19 protein-coding genes are annotated in these 24,037 nt (G+C 72.9%); 12 read left to right on the top strand and 7 right to left on the bottom strand.

The features are described 5' to 3' along the window. Positions 1–21 precede the first annotated feature (21 nt). Together lexA and ACF08B_RS33140 are read left to right on the top strand one after the other, a co-directional pair. Positions 22–693, top strand: a complete 672-nt coding sequence (gene lexA / locus ACF08B_RS33145) for a transcriptional repressor LexA (RefSeq protein WP_392320767.1) — start codon at positions 22–24, stop codon at positions 691–693. A gap of 453 nt (positions 694–1,146) precedes the next feature. Next, complete coding sequence (locus tag ACF08B_RS33140; protein WP_392320766.1) at positions 1,147–2,760, top strand: phospholipase D-like domain-containing protein; 1,614 nt, start codon at positions 1,147–1,149, stop codon at positions 2,758–2,760. Positions 2,761–2,808: 48 nt separating this feature from the next. Here ACF08B_RS33140 and ACF08B_RS33135 read toward each other — a convergent pair whose 3' ends face one another. Beyond that, complete coding sequence (locus tag ACF08B_RS33135; RefSeq protein ID WP_392320765.1) at positions 2,809–3,411, bottom strand: AAA family ATPase; 603 nt, start codon at positions 3,409–3,411, stop codon at positions 2,809–2,811. A 263-nt stretch (positions 3,412–3,674) separates the two neighbouring features. Here ACF08B_RS33135 and ACF08B_RS33130 point away from each other — a divergent pair, with 263 nt between their 5' ends. Then, a complete protein-coding gene (locus ACF08B_RS33130) occupies positions 3,675–4,460 on the top strand; it encodes a transglutaminase domain-containing protein (protein ID WP_392320764.1) in 786 nt (261 codons plus the stop codon). Between the two features lie 176 nt (positions 4,461–4,636). After that, the gene (locus ACF08B_RS33125) at positions 4,637–7,129 is read left to right on the top strand and encodes a CehA/McbA family metallohydrolase (RefSeq protein ID WP_392320763.1); all 2,493 of its coding nucleotides are present in this window, start codon (positions 4,637–4,639) and stop codon (positions 7,127–7,129) included. Here ACF08B_RS33125 and ACF08B_RS33120 read toward each other — a convergent pair. Together ACF08B_RS33120 and ACF08B_RS33115 are read right to left on the bottom strand one after the other, a co-directional pair. Beyond that, entirely contained in the window at positions 7,116–7,382 is a 267-nt protein-coding gene (locus ACF08B_RS33120; protein WP_392320762.1) for a hypothetical protein, read from the bottom strand. The genes ACF08B_RS33125 and ACF08B_RS33120 overlap by 14 nt on opposite strands. 119 nt (positions 7,383–7,501) lie before the next feature. Continuing rightward, on the bottom strand, positions 7,502–8,746 hold the full coding sequence (locus ACF08B_RS33115) for a DUF2993 domain-containing protein (protein WP_392320761.1): 1,245 nt from the start codon (positions 8,744–8,746) through the stop codon (positions 7,502–7,504). Positions 8,747–9,066: 320 nt separating this feature from the next. On the opposite strand from ACF08B_RS33115, the gene ACF08B_RS33110 reads away from it, so the two are divergent. The 3 genes from ACF08B_RS33110 to ACF08B_RS33100 all read left to right on the top strand — a co-directional run bounded on the left by ACF08B_RS33110 (position 9,067) and on the right by ACF08B_RS33100 (position 12,749). Further along, positions 9,067–10,677: an SLC13 family permease gene (locus ACF08B_RS33110; RefSeq protein WP_392320760.1), complete on the top strand. Its 1,611-nt coding sequence runs from the start codon at positions 9,067–9,069 to the stop codon at positions 10,675–10,677. 178 nt (positions 10,678–10,855) lie between these two features. After that, positions 10,856–11,059 (top strand): cold-shock protein, encoded by a 204-nt coding sequence (locus tag ACF08B_RS33105; protein ID WP_030575165.1) that lies wholly within the window; start codon positions 10,856–10,858, stop codon positions 11,057–11,059. An 88-nt stretch (positions 11,060–11,147) separates the two neighbouring features. Then, entirely contained in the window at positions 11,148–12,749 is a 1,602-nt protein-coding gene (locus tag ACF08B_RS33100; protein WP_392320759.1) for a DEAD/DEAH box helicase, read from the top strand. Positions 12,750–12,840: 91 nt separating this feature from the next. Here ACF08B_RS33100 and ACF08B_RS33095 read toward each other — a convergent pair whose 3' ends face one another. The 4 genes from ACF08B_RS33095 to ACF08B_RS33080 are packed head-to-tail and all read right to left on the bottom strand — an operon-like array spanning position 12,841 to position 17,799. Continuing rightward, the gene (locus tag ACF08B_RS33095) at positions 12,841–13,845 is read right to left on the bottom strand and encodes a DUF5914 domain-containing protein (RefSeq protein WP_392320795.1); all 1,005 of its coding nucleotides are present in this window, start codon (positions 13,843–13,845) and stop codon (positions 12,841–12,843) included. Positions 13,846–13,850: 5 nt separating this feature from the next. After that, complete coding sequence (locus tag ACF08B_RS33090; protein WP_392320758.1) at positions 13,851–14,888, bottom strand: phytoene/squalene synthase family protein; 1,038 nt, start codon at positions 14,886–14,888, stop codon at positions 13,851–13,853. Further along, the gene (gene crtI / locus ACF08B_RS33085; RefSeq protein ID WP_392320757.1) at positions 14,885–16,492 is read right to left on the bottom strand and encodes a phytoene desaturase family protein; all 1,608 of its coding nucleotides are present in this window, start codon (positions 16,490–16,492) and stop codon (positions 14,885–14,887) included. The genes ACF08B_RS33090 and crtI overlap by 4 nt, the downstream gene beginning before the upstream one ends. Next, on the bottom strand, positions 16,489–17,799 hold the full coding sequence (locus ACF08B_RS33080; protein WP_392320756.1) for a polyprenyl synthetase family protein: 1,311 nt from the start codon (positions 17,797–17,799) through the stop codon (positions 16,489–16,491). Before ACF08B_RS33080 ends, crtI begins: the two co-directional genes overlap by 4 nt. Positions 17,800–18,302: 503 nt before the next feature. Here ACF08B_RS33080 and ACF08B_RS33075 point away from each other — a divergent pair. The 5 genes from ACF08B_RS33075 to ACF08B_RS33055 all read left to right on the top strand — a co-directional run bounded on the left by ACF08B_RS33075 (position 18,303) and on the right by ACF08B_RS33055 (position 24,034). Next, complete coding sequence (locus ACF08B_RS33075; RefSeq protein WP_392320755.1) at positions 18,303–19,496, top strand: lycopene cyclase family protein; 1,194 nt, start codon at positions 18,303–18,305, stop codon at positions 19,494–19,496. Between the two features lie 34 nt (positions 19,497–19,530). Next, a complete protein-coding gene (locus ACF08B_RS33070) occupies positions 19,531–20,262 on the top strand; it encodes a methyltransferase domain-containing protein (protein WP_392320754.1) in 732 nt (243 codons plus the stop codon). A gap of 97 nt (positions 20,263–20,359) precedes the next feature. Next, on the top strand, positions 20,360–21,916 hold the full coding sequence (locus tag ACF08B_RS33065; RefSeq protein ID WP_392320753.1) for an FAD-dependent oxidoreductase: 1,557 nt from the start codon (positions 20,360–20,362) through the stop codon (positions 21,914–21,916). A gap of 338 nt (positions 21,917–22,254) precedes the next feature. After that, positions 22,255–23,034: an SDR family NAD(P)-dependent oxidoreductase gene (locus ACF08B_RS33060; protein ID WP_392320752.1), complete on the top strand. Its 780-nt coding sequence runs from the start codon at positions 22,255–22,257 to the stop codon at positions 23,032–23,034. Between the two features lie 214 nt (positions 23,035–23,248). Next, positions 23,249–24,034 carry a hypothetical protein gene (locus ACF08B_RS33055; RefSeq protein WP_392320751.1) on the top strand — a complete coding sequence of 262 codons (786 nt, stop codon included), beginning with the start codon at positions 23,249–23,251 and terminating at the stop codon, positions 24,032–24,034. Positions 24,035–24,037: the final 3 nt, after the last annotated feature.

Below are 24,037 nucleotides of genomic sequence, written 5' to 3'. Positions count from 1 at the left end.
TCTTGTACGGAGGTGCCCCGGATGCACGACAACACACGCACTCGCCGGGGCAGGCCACCTGGGAGCCGCGCGCCGGAGGGTGAACTCACCGTCCGCCAGCAGCAGATCGTCCGGTTCATCGCCGGTGCCGTCCGGAGCCAGGGCTATCCACCGTCCATGCGGGAGATCGGCGAGGCCGTACAGCTCGCCAGCACCTCCTCGGTCGCCCATCAGCTGATGGCCCTCGAACGCAAGGGCGTCCTCTACCGCGACCCGCACCGGCCCCGCGCCTACCGTGTACGGCCCTCCTGGGCCCCCGATCTCGACGCCCGGGGCCAGACGCCGGTCGACGTACCGCTCGTCGGCCGCATCGCCGCCGGCGCGCCCCTGCTCGCCGAGGAGATGGTGGAGGACGTCTACAGCATGCCCCGCCAGGTGGTGGGCGAGGGCGAGCTGTTCGCCCTGACGGTCTCCGGTGACTCCATGATCGAGGCCGCGATCTGCGACGGCGACATCGTGACCGTGCGACGGCAGGACAGCGCGGATCACGGGGACATCGTCGCCGCACTCCTGGACGACGAGGCCACGGTGAAGCAGCTGCGGCGCCGGGACGGGCGGGTGTGGCTCATGCCGCGCAATCCGGCGTACGAGCCGATCCCCGGCGACCAGGCACAGATCCTCGGCAAGGTCGTGGGCGTCCTGCGCGTGCTCTGAGGCCGGCCCCCGGGTCCGGACGTGACCCGGGGCGGCCGACCGCTGTCAGCCCGCGGTCGCGGCGAGGCGGGAGGCGAGGTCCCGGCCCGCGGCCTTGCAGGCGGGCGGGAAGGTGAGTTTCCGACCCTGCTCCTCCCCGTGCACGCCGAGCACGGTCTGCAGTCCGAGCCCCAGCAGCGCCTTCTTCAGCGGTGACCCTCATGAACACCCGGCGCAGGCAGCAACTGCTCCGGTCCGTCACCCCCCCCTGCTCGTCGAGGGCGAGCAGGTCGAGGCCACCTCCCTCACCGAGGTCGGCTCGGTAGCCGTGCAACGCCGCGTGCTGACCAGCGCGCCGCAGGGAGCGCGGCCGCGACCGGCTCGTCGGGTGACGGTTCGACAGCCGGTCGCCGAGCGACGGCCCTTGCCGGTTCCCCGGCCGAGGGAGCCTGTACTCCCTGGTAACTTCTGGTCATGATCATTTCGCTCCGCTTAGCCCGGCCCGCCTGCGCCGCGGTGACCTCCGCCCTCGCCCTGGCCGTGCTGCCCGCCGCGCCCGCCACCGCGGCCGACCCGGCGACTCCGCATCTCGACGCGGTGGAACGCACGCTGCGCGACGTCTCGCCCGGCCTCGAAGGAGACGTGTGGGAGCGGACGAGCGGCAACCGGCTCGACGCCCCGGACGACGACCGGACCGGATGGCTGCTCCAGACTCCCGGCTGCTGGGGCGACGACGCCTGCGAGAACCGCACCGGCACCGAGCGCCTGCTGGCCAGGATGACCCGGAACATCGCGCGGGCCACGCGGACCGTCGACATCTCCACCCTCGCGCCCTTCCCGGACGGCGCGTTCCAGGACGCCGTCGTCGCGGGCCTGAGGTCCGCCGTCGCGTCCGGCCACCACCTCAAGGTCCGGGTCCTCGTCGGTGCCGCGCCCGTCTACCACATGAACGTGCTGCCCTCGAAGTACCGGGACGACCTGCGCGGCAAGCTCGGCCCGGCCGCCGACGCCGTCACGCTCAACGTCGCGTCGATGACGACGTCCAAGACGGCCTTCTCGTGGAACCACTCCAAACTCCTGGTCGTCGACGGCCGGTCCGCCATCACCGGCGGCATCAACGACTGGAAGGGCGACTACCTCGACACCGATCATCCGGTCACCGACGTGGACCTCGCCCTGACCGGCCCCGGCGCCGGTACGGCCGGCCGCTACCTGGACCGGCTCTGGAAGTGGACCTGCGACAACAGGGGCAACGTCGCCGCCGTCTGGTACGCCGCCTCGGCCGACGCGGACTGCATGGCCGGCATGGAGCAGGACACCAACCCCCGTGCCGTCGGCCCCACGGGTGACGTACCGGTGATCGCCGTAGGCGGTCTCGGCGTCGGCATCCAGGACGCCGACCCAGCCTCCACCTGGCGTCCGGCCCTGCCGGGCGCGTCCGGCACCCGCTGCGGGATCGGTCTGCACGACAACACCAACGCCGACCGTGACTACGACACGGTCAACCCCGAGGAGAGCGCCCTGCGTTCGCTGATCTCCAGCGCGACCGACCACATAGAGATCTCGCAACAGGACCTCAACGCGACCTGCCCCCCGCTGCCCCGCTACGACACCCGTGTCTACGACGCCCTCGCCGCCAAGCTCGCGGCCGGCGTCAAGGTACGCATCGTCGTCAGCGACCCCGCCAACCGCGGCGCCGTGGGAAGCGGTGGCTATTCGCAGATCAAGTCCCTGTCCGAGATCAGTGACGTGCTGCGCGACCGGCTCGCCCGGGTCACCGGCGACGGCCGCAGCGCCACGGCGGCACTCTGCTCGAACCTCCAGCTCGCCTCCTTCCGCGGCTCGGCGAGCGCGAAGTGGGCGGACGGCCACCCGTACGCCCAGCACCACAAGCTCGTCTCGGTCGACGGCTCCGCGTTCTACATCGGCTCGAAGAACCTCTATGCGGCGTGGCTGCAGGACTTCGGCTACATCGTGGAGAGCCCCGATGCCGCCCGGCAGCTCGACTCCGAACTGCTGACCCCGCAGTGGACCCACTCCAAGGAGGCCGCCACCGTCGACTACGAACGGGGTCTGTGCCACCTCTGACCCGTCCGGCCGGGCGGCCGGCTTCTCCGGCGCGCGGTGGCTTCGCGGTCACCGCGTCGTCGGCCGCCGCGACGGCGCTCCCGAGCCCACCGAGAAGCGGCCCGTCTCCAGACCGGCGGCCAGCTCGGCGGTCGTCTGCTCCACGGTCTGGGCGGTGGAATCGAGCACGTGGCGTTCGAGTGCGCCGATGCCTTCGAACGCCTTGTGGAGGCCGGTGATCGGCTCCATCTCCTTCAAGTGGCGTCCCTCGCGCCGCGTGGCTCGGGAGAGCGTCACCTCCAGGCTCGGACGCAGGACGACATAGGACAGGTCGAGGCCCCGGCGGTCCGTTCGCGCACGGAAGGCATCGAGCATCCACGGCCCCAAGATGCCGTCGAGGACGACGTCGTAGCCTCCGTCCGCATAGGCGCATGCTGCGTCGAGCATGACCTTCTGCACGACATCGTTCTGCGATTCGGCCTCCGGGAGATAGGGCGGTACGAATCCGGAACGGATCCAGACGAAGAAGGTGTCGGTGTGCATATGGACGGTGGGGCGCCCCGCCGTGCCGGCCAAAGCCTCGGCCACGGTCGACTTTCCGGCTCCGGGCGGCCCACCGAGCAGGACGAGCCCACCGGTCGGGGAATCTCCACATGCGTCCTGCTTCGACAATTCGAGGCTCCTGGTGGCGTGTTGGGGATGCCGGGGGAGCCTAAGCGGAAGAAGTCGCGGAAATCCAAGCGGCGGCGCAAAGAATCTGCGTCAAGGAGCGGGTTGGGTGAGATGGGCCACGGCAGACCTAGGGCCGGGCCATGCGGCTTTGGGGAGGGCGTGTCCGGACGCGCGCGATCCGGCCCGCGGGATGTAGTTGAACGTGTTCAAAATTCCTGTCACCATGCGGTCTGTGGGCCGGACACTGGCGAGAGGACCCCGACATGACGAGTTCGCTTCTCACCCCGCGAGGCCGTGTGCGCACGCCTGCGGCGGACGGAGCCGTGGCCGCGGGGAGCACGGCCGCGACGCGGATCCTCGACTGGCGGCATCCGGAGGTCTCCGCGCTGCTTCGGAAGATCGACGTGCCGGGGGCCCCGGATCCCGCCCACCGGATCACGGCTCTGCGCCGGGCTCACCGATGGATCGCGGCGGCGGTGCGGCCGGTGTACTCGGTTCGGGACGAGCTGCCCGTGTCGGAGGTGCTGCGCCGCCGCCGGGGTTCGTGCAGCCAGCGGCTGGCGGTGCTGGAGTCCGTGGCGCGTGCGTCGGGAGTGTCCACGCGGGTGCGTGGTCTGCTGGTCGACGGGCGGTTCTGGTATCCGCGCTTTCCCCGGTTCCACCGGTTGGTTCCGGACCAAGTGGTCCTCGCGTGGCCGGAGTTCCGGCTGGACGGACCGTCGCGGGCCGGCCGTCGCGGCGCGCCCTGGCTGACGGTCTCGGAACTCTTCGGTGACCTGGACGAGTTGGGCGTCGCGGGGGGTGGCGGCTTCACCAACGCCGGTGCGGAGACGCTCTTCGAGGCGTTGTCCAGGACGGCCGTCGACTGGGACGGCACCACCGTCTGCCCGGCCGGCGGCGACGGGTGCGACCTCTCGGGGTACGTCCTGGCCGACCTCGGTCGCTTCGACTCCCGTGACGAGCTCTTCACCCGTCACGGGCAGACCCTCTGCGGGATGGCGAGGCTGTGCGCCGAGCCCGTCATGAGCCGCCGCTCCGCGGGCGCCTAGTGCGGCGTCGCGTACGGCCCACACCGGCTCTCGCGGGGGTGCGGCCGTGTGAACGGCCGGGGCGCGACGGTTCGCGCGCGGAAGGGTCTGGGCCGGCGCTCTGCCGGTACGCTGCTGGTCGTTCGAACGAACGGAAGTCGTTGCTTGACAGGTACGCGACAGCAGGGGGTGGCGCGGTGCCGAACGACCAGGGAGCCGACAGATACGCGGCACGGGAAATCGGCGGGCCGTCGAGCCACCGGGTGCACCGCCGTGACGTGCTGCGCCTGGGCACACTGCTCTCCGCCGGCGGCCTCGCGGCCATGCTGCCCGCGGGGGTGGCCAGGGCCGACACCCAGGCGGACGGCGCCAAGGTGACCAAGACCTACCAGGGCCACTCCCCGATGGGCTTCGACCAATGGGCGTACCTCGACATCGACGTCCCGGCCGGCGTGAACCGCATCTCGGTCACCTCGGCCTTCGAACCCTTCGTCCTCGTCCCGGGCGTCCTGTCCAACGTCCTCGACCTGGGGATCTTCGGCCCGTCGGGATTCCGCGGCTGGTCCGGCGGAGCCAGGCGGGACTTCACCCTCTCGGCGGCGGACGCCACCCCCGGCTACGTGCCCGGGCCGGTCGAAGCCGGGAAATGGACCGTCGCCCTCGGTCCCATCGTCTACAAGGCCACCGGCATGAAGTGGGAGGTCGGCGTCACCCTCGAATACGGCCCCCCGCTGCCGCAGACCCCCTACGACCTCCTGCCCGACTCGGTGCGCGGCCGGACCGCCGGCTGGTACCGCGGCGACCTGCACCTGCACAGCGTCCACTCGGACGGCGCGCGGACCGTCGACCGGATGGTCGTGGACGCCCGCGCAAGCGGGCTCGACTTCATCGCCACCTCGGACCACAACACCAGTTCCACCGGCGTGTCCTGGCACGGGAACATCCCCTCGGACCTCCTGGTGATCAACGCCGAGGAGGTCACCACCCGTCATGGCCACTGGCTCGCCGTGGGACTGCCGCAGGGGGAGTGGGTGGACTGGCGCTACGCACCGGGCGACCGGGGCGAACTCGACCGGCACGTCCAGCGGGTGCACAGCCTCGGCGGCCTCGTGGTGGCCGCCCATCCCACCACTCCCGGGCCCGGCTCCTTCTGGGAGTTCGGCCTGGACCACGTCGATGCCATGGAAGTGTGGAACGGCCCCTGGACCCTCGACGACGCGGCCAACGTCGCTCTCTGGCACGGCGCCCTGTCTACGGGCAAGCGCCTCCCGGGTCTGGGCAACAGCGACTCCCACGCCACGACCGACACCATCGGCCTGCCGCACAACGTCGTCCACGCCTCCGCGCTGTCCACCACCGCGATCCTGACCTCGCTGCGGCAGGGCAGGTCCTACGCCGCCGAGTCGGCGTCCGTCACCGTGGACTTCACGGCCAGTGGAGCCGGCCGCACCGCGGGGCCGGGTGAGGAACTCCCCCTGGGCTTCTTCGACGCGGTCGACGTCACCGCCTCCGTCTCCGGCGCACCCGACACCGTGGTCACCCTCTGCACCGAGTGGGGGATCATGGCATCGACCGCCATCGGGGCGGGCGGCACGGGACAACTGCGCTGGCGCGGCTGGGGCAAGGCCTCGCTGTTCGCCCGTGCCGAAGTGCGCCGCCTGCAGCCCGGCTCCAGCACCCTGGACCAGATGGTGGCCCTCACCAACCCCGTCTGGTTCTACGCCGCCAACCGGCCGCCGTACGCCGTGGAGAAGCGGGTCCTGTTCCAAGGCGCCCGGAAACCGGACGGGAATTGGACCGGCATGAGACCCCTGCGCGGTGTCGCGAACGAGTCCGCCTTCGCCGGGATCCAGGTCTCCGCCGCCGGGATGCCGGACGGGTCCGTGCAGGTCCTCGGGCTGCAAGCGGACAACAGCCTCTGGTGGGCGACTCTCGACGGCCCGTCCCTGTCCCGGCCGTGGCAGCGCCTCGACGGCCCCGGCGGGCAGAAGGACTTCGCCGCCCGCGAGGCGGCCGTCGGCGCCCTGCCCGACGGGACCAGTCAGATCGTCGCCACGAGCATGGACGGCACGCTGTACCACCAGCAGCGCCGCGCCGACGGCACCTCGGCGGGCTTCCGCCCGGTTCCCGGCTTCACCCCGGGCAGCACCTGGGGTGCCACCAAGGTCGCCCTGGCCGGCATGCCCGACGGCTCGACCCAGGTCCTGGCGTACCACACCGACGGGGCGATGTACCTGATCATCCGCCGCCGGGACGGGTCCTGGACGCCGTGGACGCGTCCGGCCGGGTTCGGGGGTGCGGCCACCTTCTCCGGTCCGGCCCTGGCCGTCACGGGTCTGCCGGACGGCTCTTCCCAAGTCGTGGCGATCGGCCTCGACGGGAACGTCTACCACCAGGTGCGCCACCCCGACGGGCGGTGGGACGGCTTCGCACCTCCGGCGGGCGTCGGCGCCGGCCGCATGGGTGCCAGCAGTGTCGACATCGCCGGTATGCGCGACGGATCGGCACAGGTGGTCGTCGTCGGCCGCGACGGTACGGTCTGGCACACCATCCGCAAGGACGACGTCTCCTGGTCCGGCTTCGCCCAGATCGCCGGCCCGAGCGGAGTCGACCCCTTCCCGGCCGGCCAGGTCCGCATCACCGCCCTGCCGGACGGCACCGCCCAGGTGCTGGGCATCAGTGCCGCGTAGGCGTCGCCTCCGTCGGAGCCCGCCGTGGCACGTGCAGGTCACGCAGCAGATCCGCCATCACCCCGGCCGGCAGTGACGGGTCGGCGGCGGCCGCCTCGGCCGCCACTGCTCGCCTGCCTGACGGACAGCCGGGCGAGGCAGGTGGCCGCCGCCCACCCCGCGCTGCCGCCATCGGTCTGGCGGATATCAGCCGGTCGAGCAGGTCGGGCGGCAGGGACGGGTTGCCGGCGAGGCCGTACAGAAGGTGGTTCACGAGCACATCCTGCTGGAGTCCCGCGTCCACAGGCTCGTGAATTCCGCGGGCTGGGGAGGCGGGCACCGCCCTCGGTGCCCGCCTCCCCCGCCCGTCCGGGCCGGCTCCGGAGACCGCGATCAGTGACCCAGCAGCAGCCCCGACGCCGAGACGTCGGCGCGGATGCCGTCCTTGCCCACCGTCACGCGCTGGAGGCGCAGGTCGCCCGCGGGCGGTTTCGGCAACTGGAACGCGAAGGAGAAGCGGTCCGCGATCTGCGGGCGGGTGAGCTTGGTCAGCGCCGTGAGCAGCGACAGATCCAGGCCCAGCCGTTCGAGGAGCCGGGGATGGGCCAGCGCCGCGTCCACCAGGTTGACGCGGGTCAGGCGGTGCAGGAAGCGCGGCGCACCGGTCAGTCGGTGCAGCCGGTCCTCGTCGTGCAGCGCCGCCCGCACCGCGCCGTCGGGGACGCCCAGGCGGTGCACGACCTCCGGGATCGACAGGAACGCCTTGATCTTCTCCGCCTCCCGGGTCAGCCGGCGTGCCGAGGCGCGGGTCAGGTGCAGCCCCTCGGTGGGCCCGGTGCCGGGGCGGTACGTCGCGAGATCGCCGATGTCGAGCCGCATTCCGTCCACGGAGGCCGCGATGCCGCGATCCCCGTCACGCCGGATACGCGTGTCGGCCCGTACCCGCAGATCGCGTCCGGCGATGCGCAGCGATCCCCGCGCCCGGACGCTGCCGGGCCCGTGGGCGGTGAAGGCCACCTGGGAGGCGCCGAGTTCACGGTTCATGTCGGCGAAGGAGAGGAGGACCCGGCCGTGCATCCGCCGAACGAGGGCGCCACGGACGGCGGTCGGCCCGTCACCGTCGATGCGGATGTCGTCGGCGTCGGCCGTCACCTGGGTGAGGGTGACCCGCTGGGCCGGGATGTCGGGCACGGTGACCTGGACCGAGTCCAGGCGCCGTGCGGCCAGCTGGGTGAGGAAGGGGAAGCCTCCGATCCGTACCTCCGGGGCGGCGGCGAGGTCCAGTTCGTCCTTGAGCCGTTCGGAGGCCTTGTGCTCCGCGTAGAGCAGGGCCCAGCGATCGGCCAGGGTGACGAGGCAGGCGAGGGTGAGGGTCCAGGCGAGGAGCCTCACGATCGTGGGCAGGCCGGTGGCGCGGTTGCGACGGCGGCTGCCCCGCCGGTGGTTGGGCGGCGCCCACGGCTCCTCGGAGTCGTCGTCCCGCCGGGTCCCGGTGGCGTCGTCGGCAAGGAGGTCGTCCAGCGGATCGTCCGCCAGTGACGCCAGTTCGTCGTACGGATTGCGGCTGGGTGGAACCCTTTCGGTGGCAGGGCCGTCCGACTGGGCAGGTGGATGCGTCTGTATGTGGGGGGTACGCATCGGTAGATTTGATCATATACCGCCACCCGCACCGCAAGTCCTTCACCAAATCAGGCGCGAAATAGGCCGGTTGGCGTTCGGTGCGGCCCTTCGCACATGCCCCGGGCGCAATGCCGGTGCCGGTGCCGGCTGCCGGTGTCGTCCCATCGGTGACCGGGTGGTCGAGGGGGATGTCGTCTCCGGGGTGGCCGATCGGGGGAGTGCCCGCGCGTACCGGCGACCCGACGATCGTGGCGTGAGCACTTCCCCCATCGGGTCCGGGACCCACCGGACCCGGGGAAGGATCTTCGACAGAAAGCTGTACGCGCATGATGGCAGCGTTGGCATCACGCTCCGGGCCCGCGGCCGTCGCTGCGGCCTCCTGGTCGGCTCATGACACCTGGCTGATGATCGTGGTGGGTCTCTCCGTCGTCCTGGTCGTCGTCCTCGTCAGCTGGGCGAAGCTGCACGCCTTCCTCGCCCTGACGCTGGGCGCCTTCGCCGTCACGGTGCTGTCGGGGCAGGGCGTCGCCCGGGCGGCCGCGGCCTTCACCACCGGCTTCGGCGCCACGGCGGGCCAGGTGGGCGTCCTCATCGTCCTGGGCGCGGTATTCGGGCGACTGCTGGCGGACTCCGGTGGCGTCGACCAACTGGTGTCGGCGCTCACGCGACGGGTGGGCCCGAAACGACTGCCCTGGGCCGTGACCGGCATCGCCTGCCTCGTCGGGCTGCCGATGTTCTTCGAGGTCGGGTTCGTGATGCTGGTGCCGCTCGTGCTGCAGATCGCGCGCCGTGCCGGCCAGCCGGTGCTGAGGATCGGCGTACCGGCGGTGGTCGGCCTGGCGACCGTGCACGCCCTGGTGCCGCCGCACCCCGGCGTCCTGGCGGCCATCACGGCCGTACACGCCGACACCGGCCTCACCCTGCTCTACGGCCTGGTCATCGCGATTCCCTGCGCCGTCGTGGCCGGCCCGCTGTTCACCGCCTACATCTGGCCCCGAGTGGCCGCCCACGTGCCGGAGGCCGCGCTCGCGGCCTTCACCGCCGATGCCCCGGCACCCGCCGCCGTGCCTCTCAGGCGAGTGGTCCGGCTCAGGGCGCCGGCCGTGGCACCCGTACCGGCCGCGGCGTCACCGGTCCCGGTGGCCGCCGCCGGCGGCCCGCCCGCGTCGGCGGCCGTCGGTCCCTGTCCGGCCGCCCCGGCCGCCCCGGCCGGCCCGCCCGAGCGGACGGCGCGCGAGCCTCGCGCCGAGGACCGGACGGCGCCGGGCGGCGGCCGACGCACACCACCTTTCGCGGTGACACTCTGTACCGTCCTCCTGCCCGTCGTGCTGATGATGCTCGAGGCCGCGTCCGGCACGTTCCACCTGGGGCACGGATTCGTGGCGCGGGCGATCGCCTTCACGGGCACCCCCGTGGTGGCGCTGCTCCTGGCCGTCCTGGTGGCGCTGGCCGTCTTCGGCTGGGCGGCGGGAGCCTCGAGACGGCGGGTGCACGAGACGCTGACGCGTGCCTTTCCGCCGATCGCCGGGGTGCTGGTGATCGTCTGCGCAGGCGGCGGATACTCCGCGGCGTTGCGCGGCGCCGGGATCGACACCGTGATCGGTGAGGCCGCCCGGGACCTCCACATCCCGCTGATCCTGCTGGCCTGGCTGGTGGCCGCCCTCATGCGCGCGGCGACCGGCTCGGGCACGGTGGCCACGGTCGCCGCGGGCGGCATCGTCGCGTCGATGGCACACGGCCTGAACGCCCCGCACGCGGCCCTGCTCGCCCTGGCGCTCGGCTCCGGTGCGGTCTTCCTCGGCCACGTCAACGACGCGTCGTTCTGGATGTTCAAGGAGTACTTCGGGCTTTCCGTCGGCGGCACGCTGCGCACCTGGACGGTTTCCCACATGCTGATCTCGCTGCTGTCGCTGGGCGGAATCCTTCTGCTGAATGCCTTCGCGGCGTGAGGGCCCGATCGACGCCGAGCGCGGGGCAGGTCACCGCCGACCTGTGCTAAGGTCTACGTGTTGCAGTTGTGGTACCCATGAACCTATGTGCGCCTGACGGGAATGCTTATCCTTCAGGCGCATTATTTGTTTTCCGGCGTTTCCGGATGGGGCCTCTGCCTACCAAAAGGAGAACGTCATGGCACAGGGAACCGTGAAGTGGTTCAACTCTGAAAAGGGTTTCGGCTTCATTCAGCAGGACGGCGGCGGCCCCGACGTCTTCGCCCACTACTCGAACATCGCGACCCAGGGCTTCCGTGAGCTCCAGGAGGGCCAGCGGGTCAGCTTCGACGTGACGCAGGGCCAGAAGGGCCCGCAGGCGGAGAACATCGTCCCCGCCTGATCGCCGGACGCGTAATCCGCTCACCGGGGTCCGCACCGACATGGTGCGGATCCCGGTTTGTGCTGTTTCCAGGAAGGCAGACAACCGCATGTCCCGCAGGCCCCAGAAGTCGAACCGGCGAGCCTCGTCACCCCCACCGTCCTCGTCGTCGCCGATGGAATTCCGGCTGCCGGAAAGCACGACGCCCGCGCTTCCCGCTGTCGAGGACTTCGCTGGTCTCGACATGCCCGCGGGGCTGCTGAAGACCCTCGCCGCGCAGGGCGTGACCACCCCTTTCCCCATCCAGGCCGCCACCCTGCCCAACTCGCTCGCCGGCCGTGACCTGCTGGGACGCGGACGGACCGGCTCCGGCAAGACCCTCGCCTTCGGGCTGGCGCTGCTGGCCCGCACGGCCGGCCTGCGCGCGGAGCCCAAGGCGCCCCTCGCCCTCGTGCTGGTGCCCACCCGCGAACTCGCCCAGCAGGTGACGGACGCGCTGACCCCCTACGCGACGGCGGTCAACCTCCGGCTGGCCACGGTGGTCGGCGGGCTGTCCATCACCAAGCAGGCCGGCACGCTGCGGCGCGGCGCCGAGGTGGTCGTGGCCACTCCGGGCCGCCTCAACGACCTCGTGGAACGCGGGGACTGCGTGCTCGACGCCGTACGCATCACCGTGCTGGACGAAGCCGACCAGATGACCGACATGGGCTTCCTGCCGCAGATCACCAGGCTGATCCAGCAGGTGCGGCCCGACGGCCAGCGCATGCTCTTCTCGGCGACCCTGGACCGCAACATCGACCGCCTGGTGCAGCGGTTCCTGACGGACCCCGTGGTGCACTCCGTGGACCCGTCCGCCGGCGCGGTGACCACGATGGAGCACCACGTGCTCCACATCCAGGACGAGACCGACAAGAAGGCCGTCACCACGCGCATCGCGGCCCGTGACGGCCGGGTCATCCTCTTCCTCGACACCAAGCGGTCCGCCGACCGGCTCGCCAAGCGGCTCCTGGCCGTCGGCGTGCGCGCCGCGGCGCTGCACGGCGGCCGCTCGCAGCCGCAGCGCACCCGCACCCTGGAGCAGTTCAAGAACGGCCAGGTCACCGCGTTGGTGGCGACGAACGTCGCGGCCCGTGGCATACACATCGACGACCTCGACCTCGTCGTGAACGTCGACCCGCCGACGGATCACAAGGACTACCTCCACCGGGGCGGCCGTACGGCCCGTGCCGGCGGCTCCGGCAGCGTGGTCACCCTGGTGCTCCCGGAGCAGAAGCGGGACGTCACGCGGCTCATGTCGGACGCGGGCATCCGCCCCCGGGCGGCCCGCGTCAAGTCGAGCGACACGGAACTCACCACCATCACCGGCGCCCGCGAGCCCTCCGGCGTGCCCGTGACCATCGAGATCCCCCAGCCGACCGCACCCGCGGCGTCCCGCCCGAACCGGAAGGCCGGCACCGAGCCCGGCGCCCGGTCCGGCCGTCGGCGCCGCAGCGGCGGCGGGGCCAAGGCGGCGACGGCCGCGGCCGCCGGGACGGGGGAGCGCGGAACGGACCGCCGGGCCGCCGCCGGGGCGGCAGCGGCCGGTGGCACCTCCGCGACCGGCCGGCGCCGTTCCCCCCGCAGGACGGGCGGCGGCGGGGCCACGGGCGGTGCCGCCGGCACGGTCGGCCGTGGCTCCGACCGCCGAGGCGGCCGCCGCACCTCCTCCTAGGGATGTGTCCGAGCGATCCGGTCCGCCCGCTCACGCAGCGGCGGACCGGACCGCTCGCCCGTTCCCGGTGACCTGCGCGGTCGGGGGGCCGTCAGCCCGGGAACCGTCCCGTGGAGCGCAGGTGCCAGCGTCGTTCCGCGTACGCCAGGTCGTCGCGCCACAGGCGTCCCGCGGCGCCGCGTACGAGAGGACGCAGAGCCGGGGCCGCGCGGCGCGCCATCGCGAACCCCCGGCGGTGGGACGTGGCGACGACGGCTTCGACGACGGCCGTCCGCGGGCGGCCCCGGCCGTCGGGACCGAGAGGGGTTGCATGGGTCTCGACGACCGAGCCCTGCCCCTCCCCGTCGGTGATGCGCATGACGACCGTGCGGGGCTCGGGCGCCGTGAACACGGCACGCACGGGAACGACCAGCCGGCCGGCGACCTTGAAGGAGACGTCGACGGTGAAGCCGTCCTCCGCGCCCCCCGGGTTCTCCGGCTGGTCCACCACCGTCAGGTCGACGAACGAGTAGGGGTGGAACCAGGCACCGTGCCAGGGGTCCAGCCGGTTCGCGACCACGTCCTCGGGTTCGCAGACGCCCGTGCCCACGTAGACCGCGCTGAGGGAACGGGCGAGGTCGGGACGCGGGGGCAGGACCGGAGCGTCCAGCGGTGGTTCGTCCCCTACGTCGTCGAGCCGCACCCACAGCAGGACCCCGTCGTCGTGCACCGGAAGCGGCTGCCACCCGGCGAACGGCGTGCCGTCCAGGCTCAGACCGTGCCAGTGGCACACGAGGGTGCCGCAGCGCACCGGACTGTCCTTCAGCGGCGCGCCCAGATGGGGGCAGATCCCGGGGCCCGCCACGGGACGGCCGTCGGCCGCACGCCAGAGGACCACCTCGCGTCCCGCCACCGTACGGGCGAGGGGACGGTCGTCCCGCAGACCGCGCGAGGCGCCGACGACGTACCAGTTGCCCGACGGGCGTGCCTGGGCGCGCTTGAGCGCGTCGGCGATCAACGCGGGCTTCGCTTCGCGCCACGTGGGGCGTTGCCGCTCCCAGGAGACGGGCTGCCGGCGCAGGGAGAGCGGGAGGCGGCTTCGCCGTACCGGCCGCATGGGGTTCACGCGACCTCCTGATGTGCGTGCGGTCGTACGGACTCCGTGGACACGGCGGTCGGCGGTACCGGCACCGCGCAGGCGGAGCGGTGGGTGCGGCGGGCGTCCTCGCGTGCGCGCAGCCGGGCCGCGATCACCCTCAAGAGCCCGTCGGCGGCGACCACCGCGCGTCGTCGGCGCGGCACCACGGCCCGGCGGTGCAGCACCGTGTACCCGTCCCGGGCGACGGCGTCGAGGATGCCGCTGTACAGGACGAACGCGGTACGAATGCACGGCCTGGACACGGGATCCAGCATGGCGAGACCCGGGAGCGCCTCGCGGTACACGCCCCGGGTCAGCGCCTCGAACTCCTTCAGCGCGGCGGTGACACGCGGATCGGTACGGCCGGTGTCCCGGCTCCAGTGGAGCAGCGCCCTGTCGACCCCGTGGGAGTCGAGCAGGTCGGCGGGCAGGTACACCCGGCCCCGGTCGAGGTCCTCGCCCACGTCCCGCAGGAAGTTGCTCAACTGGAAGGCCACGCCCAGGGCGGCCGCGTGCGGCGCGGCCTCCGCACGGGGCACGACGGTTCCCAGGACCGGGAGCATCTGGAGTCCGATGACGGCCGCGGAACCGTGCATGTAGCCGCGCAGGTCGGCGTACGTGGGGTAGTCGGTGACCACCAGGTCGGCGCTCATGGCGGCCATGAAGTCGCCGAAGTGCCGGTGGGGGATGTCGTAGCGGCGAGCGGTGTCGGCCAGGGCGAGCACGACCGGTTCGCGGCTGCGCCCGCTGCGCAGTCCGTCGGCGAGGCTCTCCCGCAGCGTGGCCAGCGCCGCCACCCGCCGGCCGGCGTCGAAGTCCGGGTCGAGGGAGTCCACGATGTCGTCCGCCCAGCGGGCGAAGCCGTACAGGGCGTGCACGGCGGGCCTGCGCTCGATCGGCAGGAGCCGGGTGGCGAGGAAGTACGTCTTGCCGTGGCGCGCGTTGAGTGCCCGGCATCGGCGGTAGGCCTCGCGCAGCGTCTCGTCCGTGATGCCTGCCGCCGAGAGTTCACGGGTGGTCATACGGCGGTCTCCTTCGTGCACGGCGACGAGGCGGGCGGCGGTGGCGGGTGCGGTGACGACCCCGGTGCGGGCCGCGAGGACGACGCGCGCGACGACGTGCGCGGGGAGGCGGAGCCGGGCCGGGCGACGCCGGTGATCCGTGCCGCGGCCAGCTTTCCCGACAGCAGCACGGTCGGTACGCCGACACCCGGGGTGGTGCCGCAGCCGGCCAGGACGGCGTTCTCCGTGCCGCGCACCAGGTTGCGCGGGCGGAACGGGCCGGTCTGCGCGAAGGTGTGGGCGGCCGAGAACGGGGTGCCGGCCGCATGGCCCTGCGCATGCCAGTCGGCCGGGGTGACGAGGCACTCCTCCTCGATGGCGGCCCCGATGCCGTCGAGGCCACGTCGCTCCAACTCCCGTAGGAGATGGGCACGGTAGCGAGGTGCGAGGTCCGTCCAGGCCCGTGCGCCGGGTCCCAGGTCGGTGTTGGGGCAGGGCGCGAGGATGTAGTGCAGGTGCCGGCCCGATGGCGCGAGCCCGGGATCGGTGGCGGTGGGCCGGGTGATGAGCAGCGAGGGATCGCTCATCAGGGTGCCCTGGCGGGTCAGTTCGTCGAAGGTGCTGCGCCAGGCCCGGCCGAAGGAGATGGTGTGGTGGGCGAGTCGGGGCCAGGTGCGGTCGGTGCCGAGGTGCAGCACCACGGCCGAGGGGGAGTGGCGCAGCCGCAGGGGGCGCCGGGGCCGATGGCCCAGCAGACCGTAGACGACGGGCAGGTCCGGAGTGAGGACGACGGCGTCGCACGGGATCCGCCCCTCGTCGGTGACGACCGCCGTGACCCGCTCTCCGGAGCGTTCGAGTCGTGTCACCCGTTGCCCGAAGCGCAGATCGGCGCCCGCGTCGGCGGCGGCGTCCGCCATGGCCCGCGGCAGCGCGTGCATGCCGCCCCGGGGGAAGTACACGCCGGCGACGGTGTCCATGTAGGCGATGACCGCGTACGCCGCCAGTGCCCGGGCCGGCGGCACCCCCGCGTACAGGGCCTGGAAGGAGAACACCCGGCGCAGCCGTTCGTCGCGCAGGAAGTGGCCGATGCGCGCGTCCAGCCTGCCGAACCCGCCGAGTGCCGCCAGTCGTGCGAGGTCGCCGTTGAGCAGGGCCAGCGGGGAGTCGAAGTTGGCGTCGATGAAGCGGCGGATCTGTACCCGGTAGAGCCGTTCCAGCCACGCCCGCAGTCGCCGGTAGCCCGCCGCTTCCGCGCTGCCCGCGAAGCGCTCCACCTCCGCGGCCATGGCCTCGCCCTCGGTGTGCACGTCCAGGGAGCTGCCGTCGGCGAACAGGGCACGGTAGGCCGGGTGCAGGGGGATCAGGTCGACCCGGTCGTACAGGCTGTCGCCGACCGCCGCGAAGGCCTCGTCGGCGAGTTCGGGCATGGTCAGCACGGTGGGACCGGTGTCCAGGCGGTAGCCCGCGAGGTCCAGCCGCCCGGCACGCCCGCCGGGCAGGGGGTCACGCTCGACCAGGGTGACGCGGCGGCCCGCGCCGAGCAGATGCAGGGCGGCCGACAGTCCGGAGAGTCCCGCGCCCACGACGACGACGTGATCGCTGCGGCCGGGCAGGACGCGGTTCATGCGCGGGAGTCCTCCGAGTGCGAGGCGACCAGGGACAGGGGCGTGCCGTGATGCGGTGCGGGGGCCGTGGCGCGGGTGGCCGGACCCGTCGTCGTGGACGCGGCCGGACCGTCGGGCGGCGACGCGTGCGGGCGGCCGGCCGAAGTGCTCGCCGCGGACGGGTGCGGGTCGGCGGTCGCGCCGTTCGACGGGGCTCCCTGCGCACGGGCGCCCGGACGGTTCGCCGGGGCTCCCTCGGGCCGGCCGGCCGGACCGAGCGGCGTGCCGCCCGCCGCGGCCAGGAGGAGATCCCTCAGCCGGCCCGCGCCCGCGGGGTCGAGGGGGACGGCGTCGAAACGGCGCAGGCCCTGAGCGACGAGTCGCTCGGCCTTCGCCTCGACGGTCGCCAGCGCCCCCGTGCGCCGCAGGATGTCGCGCACCTCCTCGAGGTCCGCCGGCGACAGATCGTGTTTGCCGAGCGCCCGCTCCAGCACCGTCAGGGCGAGGCGATCCCCGGCCGCTTCCGCCCGGGCCCGGGCCAGTGCCGTCAGACACGTCGACTTGCCCTCGCGGATGTCCCCGCCCGCCGGCCTGCCGGTCCCCTCGCCGTCCAAGAAGACGTCGCCGACGTCGTCCCGCAGTTGGAAGGCCATGCCGATACGGCGGCCGGCCGAGCACAGCGCGCCCGTCGTGGCCTCGTCGGCCCCCGCCAGCGCCGCACCCAGCGCCAACGGGCGCTCCACCGAGTACAACGCGCTCTTGAGGCAGGCGGAGCGCAGCGCCCGCGGCAGTGAGCGGGAGCCCGTGATCTGCCCCTTGAGGTCGAGGTACTGGCCCGCCACCATCTCCGTCCGCAGATCTCCCCAGAGCCGCCGCACCAGGTGCCCGGTACCGGCCGGCAGCGCCGTCCCGGCGACCAGGTCGTCGGCCCAGGCGAGAGCGAGATCCCCGGCGAGGACCGCCGCCGCCTCCCCGAACCGCCCGGCACGCTCCGGCGCGACGGCCGCGCCGTACTGGGCACCGATGTCGGCGTGCAGCGCCGGCCTGCCCCGGCGCCGGGGCGAACGGTCCATCACGTCGTCCTGGACGAGCGCGCAGGTCTGCAGGAGTTCCACCGCGGCTCCCAGCCGCAGGGCCGCCACGGCCGACGTGTCGTCACCGCCGCCGCAGGCGCGCATGGCCCACCACAGCAACTGCGAGCGGACACGCTTGCCACCCCGCTGGGTGAAGTGCGCGACCCTCAGGGCGAGGTCGTCCGCGAAGACCGGGTCCACGGCCCGGGACCGCTCCAGCCGTTCGGCCAGTTCCTGATCCAGGACGCGACTCACGGCCGCGCGCACATCCCGGTCGGCGGCACGGGCCCCCGCGAACCCGTCCCGCCCACCGCGTCGATCCGTATCCGGGCGGTCGGCGGACGGCCCGCCCCACGCGGCGTCGGACTCGGGAGACCCGTGGGAGCCTTCCGACCCACCGGGACCGCCGGAGCGTACCCGGACGGGCGAGCGAGCCAGGGCGACCAGTCGGAAGGCGGGCGGCGCCCCGGCCTCATGGTGGTCCGTCGCCTGTGTCGGACGCATCGCGGTTCCTTTCGTCCTGATCGCGGACAGCTCCGTTGAGCAGGCATTCGCTCCGCGACCCGTGAACGGATGCGGAAGGGGAGCCGAAGCACGGCGGGCGGACGGCGCATGACATTCCCTCCAGACTCGCCCGACTCGGCGACGATCGCCTGTCGCATTCGAGTGACCCGCATCCGAAGGGGCACACGGGCGGGAACATCGGCCAGGTGCGCGATCACAGAAGCGGGCCGCAACAGCAGAGGGAGGCAGCCGTCGTGGAGCGGACGGATGTGGCGATCGTCGGGGCGGGGGCGGCCGGCCTCTCCCTGGCACACCGTCTGTCGGGGCACCTGCCCGGCCGACGCATGCCCTCGGTGGTCCTGCTGGACGCCCCTCCCGGACCACTGCGCCCCCCGCGGCGGACGTGGTGCTTCTGGGAGAGCGGCATGAACCGCTTCGAAGCCGCCGTCACCGCCAGCTGGCGGTCCCTCCGGGTGCGCCCGTCGACCGGCGCGCCCGTCACCGGGGACATCTCCCCCTTGCGCTACAAGCTGATCCGGTCCACCGACTTCGAAGCCCTCGTCGACCGTGACCTGCGGCTCAGCCCCAACGTGCGGCGCCGGGAGGCGACCGTCGAAACGGTGGAGGACGTCAGCGGGGGAGCCCAGATCCGCTTCCGGACGGCCGACGGACGGCCGGGCGTCCTGCACGCCCGATGGGTGTTCGACTCGCGCCCCCTGCACAGCGTCCCGGCCGCCCGCACGACCCTGCTCCAGCACTTCCACGGCTGGTTCGTCCGCACGGACCAGCCCGTCTTCGACCGCGACACCGCGGAGCTGATGGACTTTCGCACCCCCCAGCCCGACCAGGGCCTCTCCTTCGGCTACGTGCTGCCCATGAGCCCCCGCGAAGCCCTGGTGGAGTACACCGAGTTCTCCCCGCGCGTCCTGACGGCGGAGGGCTACGAGGACGCCGTACGGCACTACGCCGAGGACGTCCTGCGGCTCGGCGAGATCGAGGTGGTCTCGACCGAGACCGGAGTCATCCCGATGACGGACGGCCCGGTCGCGCGACAGGTGGGGCAGTCCGTCTTCCGCATCGGCACCGCGGGCGGCGCCACCCGCCCGTCCACCGGGTACACCTTCGCCGGACTCCAGCGGCAGACACGGTCGATCGCGGCCGCCCTGCGACGGGGCCGCCGTCCCGTCCCGCCACCCGCCCACTCCGCACGCTCCCGGGCCATGGACGCCGTACTGCTGCGAGCCCTGGACAGCGGTCGGGTCGACGGCCCGGCGCTCTTCTCGCGGCTCTTCGCGAGCCTGCCCATGAACCGCCTCCTGCGTTTCCTCGACGGTCGAACCCGCCTGACCGAGGACCTGACCATCGGCCTGCGCACGCCGGTCGGTCCCATGCTCCGATCCGCGCTGGAACTGCCCGTCCTGCCCCGCCGCCCCTTCGACCAGCCCTGACCTCCTCCGCGCACCCCGCCTTCCTGGAGACCGTATGACCCTGCTGCACGACGAGAGCCTCGCCACGGCGTTCGACCATGCCGCCCGCAGCTACGACACGCTGGTGGCCGCCAACCCCGGATACCACGCGCACCTGCGCCGTTCGGTGCGCCGACTCGGCCTGCCCGGACACGGCGAAGGGCTGCGCGTGCTGGACCTCGGCTGCGGCACCGGTGCCTCGACCGCCGCGCTGCGGTCCGCGCTGCCGGCCGCCGACATCACCGCCGTCGACGCCTCCGCCGGCATGCTGGAACGCGCCGCGGCCAAGCCCTGGGCGGCCGATGTGTCCTTCGTGCACGCGCCGGCGGAGCGCCTGGCCCAGGCCGGTGTGCGGGGCCCCTTCGACGCCGTCTTCGCCGCCTACCTCTTCCGCAACCTCGCCGACCCCGACGCCGTACTGAGCACGGTGAGCGCGCTGTTGGCGCCGGGCGGACGGCTCGGAGTGCACGAGTACACGCTCAGCGGCCGGCCCGTCGACCGCGCGGTGTGGACAGCGGTCTGCCGGGGCATCGTCCAGCCCGTGGCGAGCGTGCTCGGAGACGGCGGGCTCTACCGTCATCTGTGGCGCAGCGTCGTCGAGTTCGACACCGCACACCGGTTCGCCGAACGGCTGCGTGCCGCGCACTTCGAACAGGTCAGGACGCTTCCGCTGCCGGGCTGGCAGACGGGCATCGCGCACACCTTCGTCGCCCGGCGCGCCGACTCGGTGCCGAGGGAGGCGCGATGAACCGCGCCGGTCGGGCCACGGGACGAGCGGCCGCCGCGCCCCCGGTACGCGGCCGGACGTGCGACGACCGCGTCGGCCGGACCCGCCGGGAGGCGCGATGAACGCCGCCCGCCGGCCCGACGGCTCCCGCCGCGGCCGCGATCGCCGCGCCCGCCTGCTGCCGGCACGTCCGGGCACCGCGCGCGTCACCGGCCCCCGCCCCACGACCGCCGTCGTGGGAGGGGGCATCGCCGGACTGGCCGCGGCCACGGCACTGGCCGAACGGGGGGTGGCGGTGACCCTGTACGAGCGTGAGCCCTACCTGGGCGGACGCGCCGGCGGATGGCCGATCGACCTCGCGGACGGCTCCTCCACCACCATGAGCCGCGGCTTCCACGCCTTCTTCCGCCAGTACTACAACCTCCGCGGTCTGCTGCGCCGCACCGACCCCCGGCTCGAACGCCTCACCGGGCTCCCGGACTACCCGCTGCGGCACAGCGACGGCATGCGCGACAGCTTCCGCCACGTCCCGCGCACCCCGCCGTGGTCCGCGCTCGGCTTCGTCGCACTCAGCCCGTCCTTCGGCCTGCGGGACCTGCGCGCGATGGACCCGGTCGCGGCCCTTCCCCTGCTGGACGTTCGCGTCCCCGAGGTGTACGCGCGCCTCGACCGCACCAGCGCCCACGACTTCCTCGAAGCCGTCCGCTTTCCCCCGACGGCCCGCCACCTGGCCTTCGAGGTCTTCTCCCGCAGCTTCTTCGCCGACCCGCGGCAGCTGTCGGCGGCGGAGATGGTCCTGATGTTCCACATCTACTTCCTCGGCTCCGCCGAGGGACTGCTGTTCGACGTCCCCCGCGCCCCGTTCCCGGCGGCCCTGTGGGAACCGCTGGCCGACTACGTGCGGCGGCACGGCGCCGACGTACGGACCGGCACACCCGTCGAGAACATCACGCCCACCCCGGACGGCGGCTACATGCTCACCGCCGCGGGCGGGGAACGGCGTCACGACACCGTCGTGCTCGCACTCGACACCTCGGGCCTGCGCTCCCTCATCGGCAGCTCGGAGGGTCTCGGCGACCGCCAGTGGCGCGAGAGCGTCCGACGCCTGCGCAACGCCCCGCCGTTCCTCGTCACCCGCCTCTGGCTGGACCGGCCCGTACGCCGTGACCGGCCCGGCTTCCTCGGCACCAGCGGGTACGGAGGCCTGGACAACATCAGCGTCCTGGAGCGCTACGAGGACGACGCGGCCCGATGGGCGGCGCGGACCGGTGGTTCGCTCGTCGAACTCCACGCGTACGCGGTACGGCCGGACGCCGCGCGCGACGTCGAGGAGAAGCGGCTGATCGAGCAGCTGCACCGCGTGTATCCGGAGACCCGCGAAGCCGGCACGGTCGACGTCCGCCACGAATGGCGGGAGGACTGCCCGCTGTTCCCCGTGGGCGGCTACCTCGACCGGCCGACCGTACGCACACCCGAACCCGGACTCGTCCTGGCGGGCGACCTCGTCCGCACGGACCTGCCGGTGGCCCTGATGGAACGCGCGGCCACGAGCGGGTTCCTCGCCGCGAACGCCCTGCTGGAACGGTGGGGAGTGCGGGGGCAGACACTCTGGACGGTACCGGACCGAGGACGAGGCCCCGCGCTGCGCGCGCTTGCCCGGTGGGGGAGCACCTGACCGGACCCGGCGTGGCCGGTTGGTCGCGGCCCACATCAACCCTGGGTTGCCACGTATCGTTGCGTTCCCGCGCCTCCCGTCACCTTCGGCGAGCGGCTCCGGCATCGGGAGCCGCAGTCCCGTGCCGCCGTCACCGCCCACCTCGACCGGCTCGTCCACCAGGGCATCGCCGCGACCGGGCAGGTCCTGTCCAGTGTCGGCGACCACGCCTCCGCCGGACGCGCCCTGGCTCGACACGCCGGCCGCGCTCGACTCGCCGTGACAGGTGACGGCGTCGCAGGCTGGTACCTACCTCTCGGGTTCACCGCGCCCTCGCGCCGCCGTCGTAAGGAGCACCCATGAACTCCCGCCTGGACGGACGCACCGCCGTCGTCACGGGGGCCAGCAAGGGCATCGGACTGGCCGCCGTCGGCGCCCTCGCCCGCGCCGGGGCCACGGTCGTCGCCGGCTCCCGCACCTCCACCCGCGAACTCGACGCCCTGGTCGAGCAGGGCACGGTCACCTGGGTGCCCGTGGACCTCGGCACGCCGACGGGGGCCCAGCAACTCGTCGAGGCGGCACAGGGCCGCGTCGACGTCCTGGTGAACAACGTGGGCGCCGCGCCGGCCCGCACCGGCGGCTTCCTGTCCGTGACCGACGACGACTGGCAGCACGTCCTCGACATCAACCTGCTCAGCACCGTACGGGTGACCCGTGCCGCCCTGCCGCTCATGGCGGAGGCCCGGCAGGGTTCGATCGTCACGGTCGCCTCCGTCAACGCGACCCTGCCCGACCCCATGGTGATCGACTACAGCGCTTCCAAGGCCGCGGTGGTGGCCTTCTCCAAGGCCCTGTCGAAGGAGGTCGGTCCGCAAGGCATTCGCGTCAACACCGTCAGTCCCGGTCCGGTGCAGACGGACCTCTGGCTGGCCGAGGGAGGTGTCGCGGAGACCATCTCCGCGGCCGCCGGCGTCAAGCCGCGCGACGTGGTCGCGCAGGCCGCCGCCTCGACCGTCACGGGCCGTTTCTCCAGCCCGGAGGAGGTCGCCGACGTGATCCTCTTCCTCGCCGGTGACCTCTCGCGCAACATCACCGGAAGTGACGTGATCATCGACGGTGGCTTCATCCCGACCTGGTGACCGGCCGCGCGGTGCGAAGATGCAGCGCCCTCGGCCCTCGCGTAGCGTGATGCGGGAACGAAGTCCCGCGAATGATCTCGCGCCCCCACGCGCGCATTCGCCGGTTGCGCGCGTCCGATCACTCAGCCACCACCGAGGTACGCGCGGTCGAGCGGAGGTACGGCAATGGGTAGCCCCGACATCCTGGCGTTCCTCGAGTCCTGAACGCAACGGCGTGAACGACAGCGACACTCCGCACGGCGCGACCGGCATGAACCGCGTCCTGGAGAGCCCGATCGTCGGGATGTCCCCCTGGATCGTCTTCTCCCTGGTGGTCGGACCGGGCCGGTTCGAGATCGCGGTCGCCCTGGCCCTGGCCTGCACCGTCGTTCTCGTCGCGGCCGGCAGGCTGATGAACCGGGGCAGCTCCTGGAAGATCCTCGAAGTGTCCGACCTGGTCTTCTTCGCCGGGCTCGCCGTCGTCGGCGCGCTGGCCGACCAGGGCACGCTGCGCTGGCTGGAGACGTACGCCGGAGAGGTGTCCAACATCGCCCTCGTGGTGATCGCGTTCGGATCGATGGCCGTGGGGATGCCGTTCACGCTCCAGTACGCCCGCGAACAGGTCGATCCCGCCCACTGGCACACACCCGAGTTCCTGCGCACCAACCACGTCATCACCGGCGTGTGGGGCCTGGCGTTCCTGGTGGCCGCCGTGTCGGGAGCCTACGGCGACATCGTCCTGCACGATCCGAACGACCTCTGGACCGGTTGGATCATCCAGATCCTGGCCATCGTGGCGGCCATCCGCTTCACCGACTGGTACCCGAAGGTGGTCCGTGCCCGGGTCCTGCGGGAGCGCGGGGAACCGGTCGCCGAGGAGCCCCGGCTCTCCGGCCTGCTGCTGCCCCTGGCCGGCCTGCTCGTGCCGGTGGGGATCGCCGTCCTCGTCTTCGAGAACACCTGGGGCGGTCTGTCCCTCATCGTGCTCGGCTCCGTACTCACCAGGACCCTGCGTGACTGAGCC

Source organism: Streptomyces sp. NPDC015139 (genome assembly GCF_043079785.1).
GTDB lineage: Bacteria > Actinomycetota > Actinomycetes > Streptomycetales > Streptomycetaceae > Streptomyces > Streptomyces albidocamelliae.
Note: the sequence above shows the minus strand (reverse complement) of the source record. Positions and strands in the feature narration are given on the sequence as shown.

Bases quoted from the DNA above. Each gene is read 5' to 3' on its own strand.
- ACF08B_RS33090 (WP_392320758.1), bottom strand. From the start codon at position 14,888: ATGACCACCCGTGAACTCTCGGCGGCAGGCATCACGGACGAGACGCTG.
- ACF08B_RS33070 (WP_392320754.1), top strand. From the start codon at position 19,531: ATGACCCTGCTGCACGACGAGAGCCTCGCCACGGCGTTCGACCATGCC.
- ACF08B_RS33060 (WP_392320752.1), top strand. From the start codon at position 22,255: ATGAACTCCCGCCTGGACGGACGCACCGCCGTCGTCACGGGGGCCAGC.
- ACF08B_RS33095 (WP_392320795.1), bottom strand. From the start codon at position 13,845: ATGCGGCCGGTACGGCGAAGCCGCCTCCCGCTCTCCCTGCGCCGGCAG.
- ACF08B_RS33140 (WP_392320766.1), top strand. From the start codon at position 1,147: ATGATCATTTCGCTCCGCTTAGCCCGGCCCGCCTGCGCCGCGGTGACC.
- crtI (WP_392320757.1), bottom strand. From the start codon at position 16,492: ATGAACCGCGTCCTGCCCGGCCGCAGCGATCACGTCGTCGTCGTGGGC.
- lexA (WP_392320767.1), top strand. From the start codon at position 22: ATGCACGACAACACACGCACTCGCCGGGGCAGGCCACCTGGGAGCCGC.
- ACF08B_RS33130 (WP_392320764.1), top strand. From the start codon at position 3,675: ATGACGAGTTCGCTTCTCACCCCGCGAGGCCGTGTGCGCACGCCTGCG.
- ACF08B_RS33105 (WP_030575165.1), top strand. From the start codon at position 10,856: ATGGCACAGGGAACCGTGAAGTGGTTCAACTCTGAAAAGGGTTTCGGC.
- ACF08B_RS33115 (WP_392320761.1), bottom strand. From the start codon at position 8,746: ATGCGTACCCCCCACATACAGACGCATCCACCTGCCCAGTCGGACGGC.
- ACF08B_RS33100 (WP_392320759.1), top strand. From the start codon at position 11,148: ATGTCCCGCAGGCCCCAGAAGTCGAACCGGCGAGCCTCGTCACCCCCA.
- ACF08B_RS33065 (WP_392320753.1), top strand. From the start codon at position 20,360: ATGAACGCCGCCCGCCGGCCCGACGGCTCCCGCCGCGGCCGCGATCGC.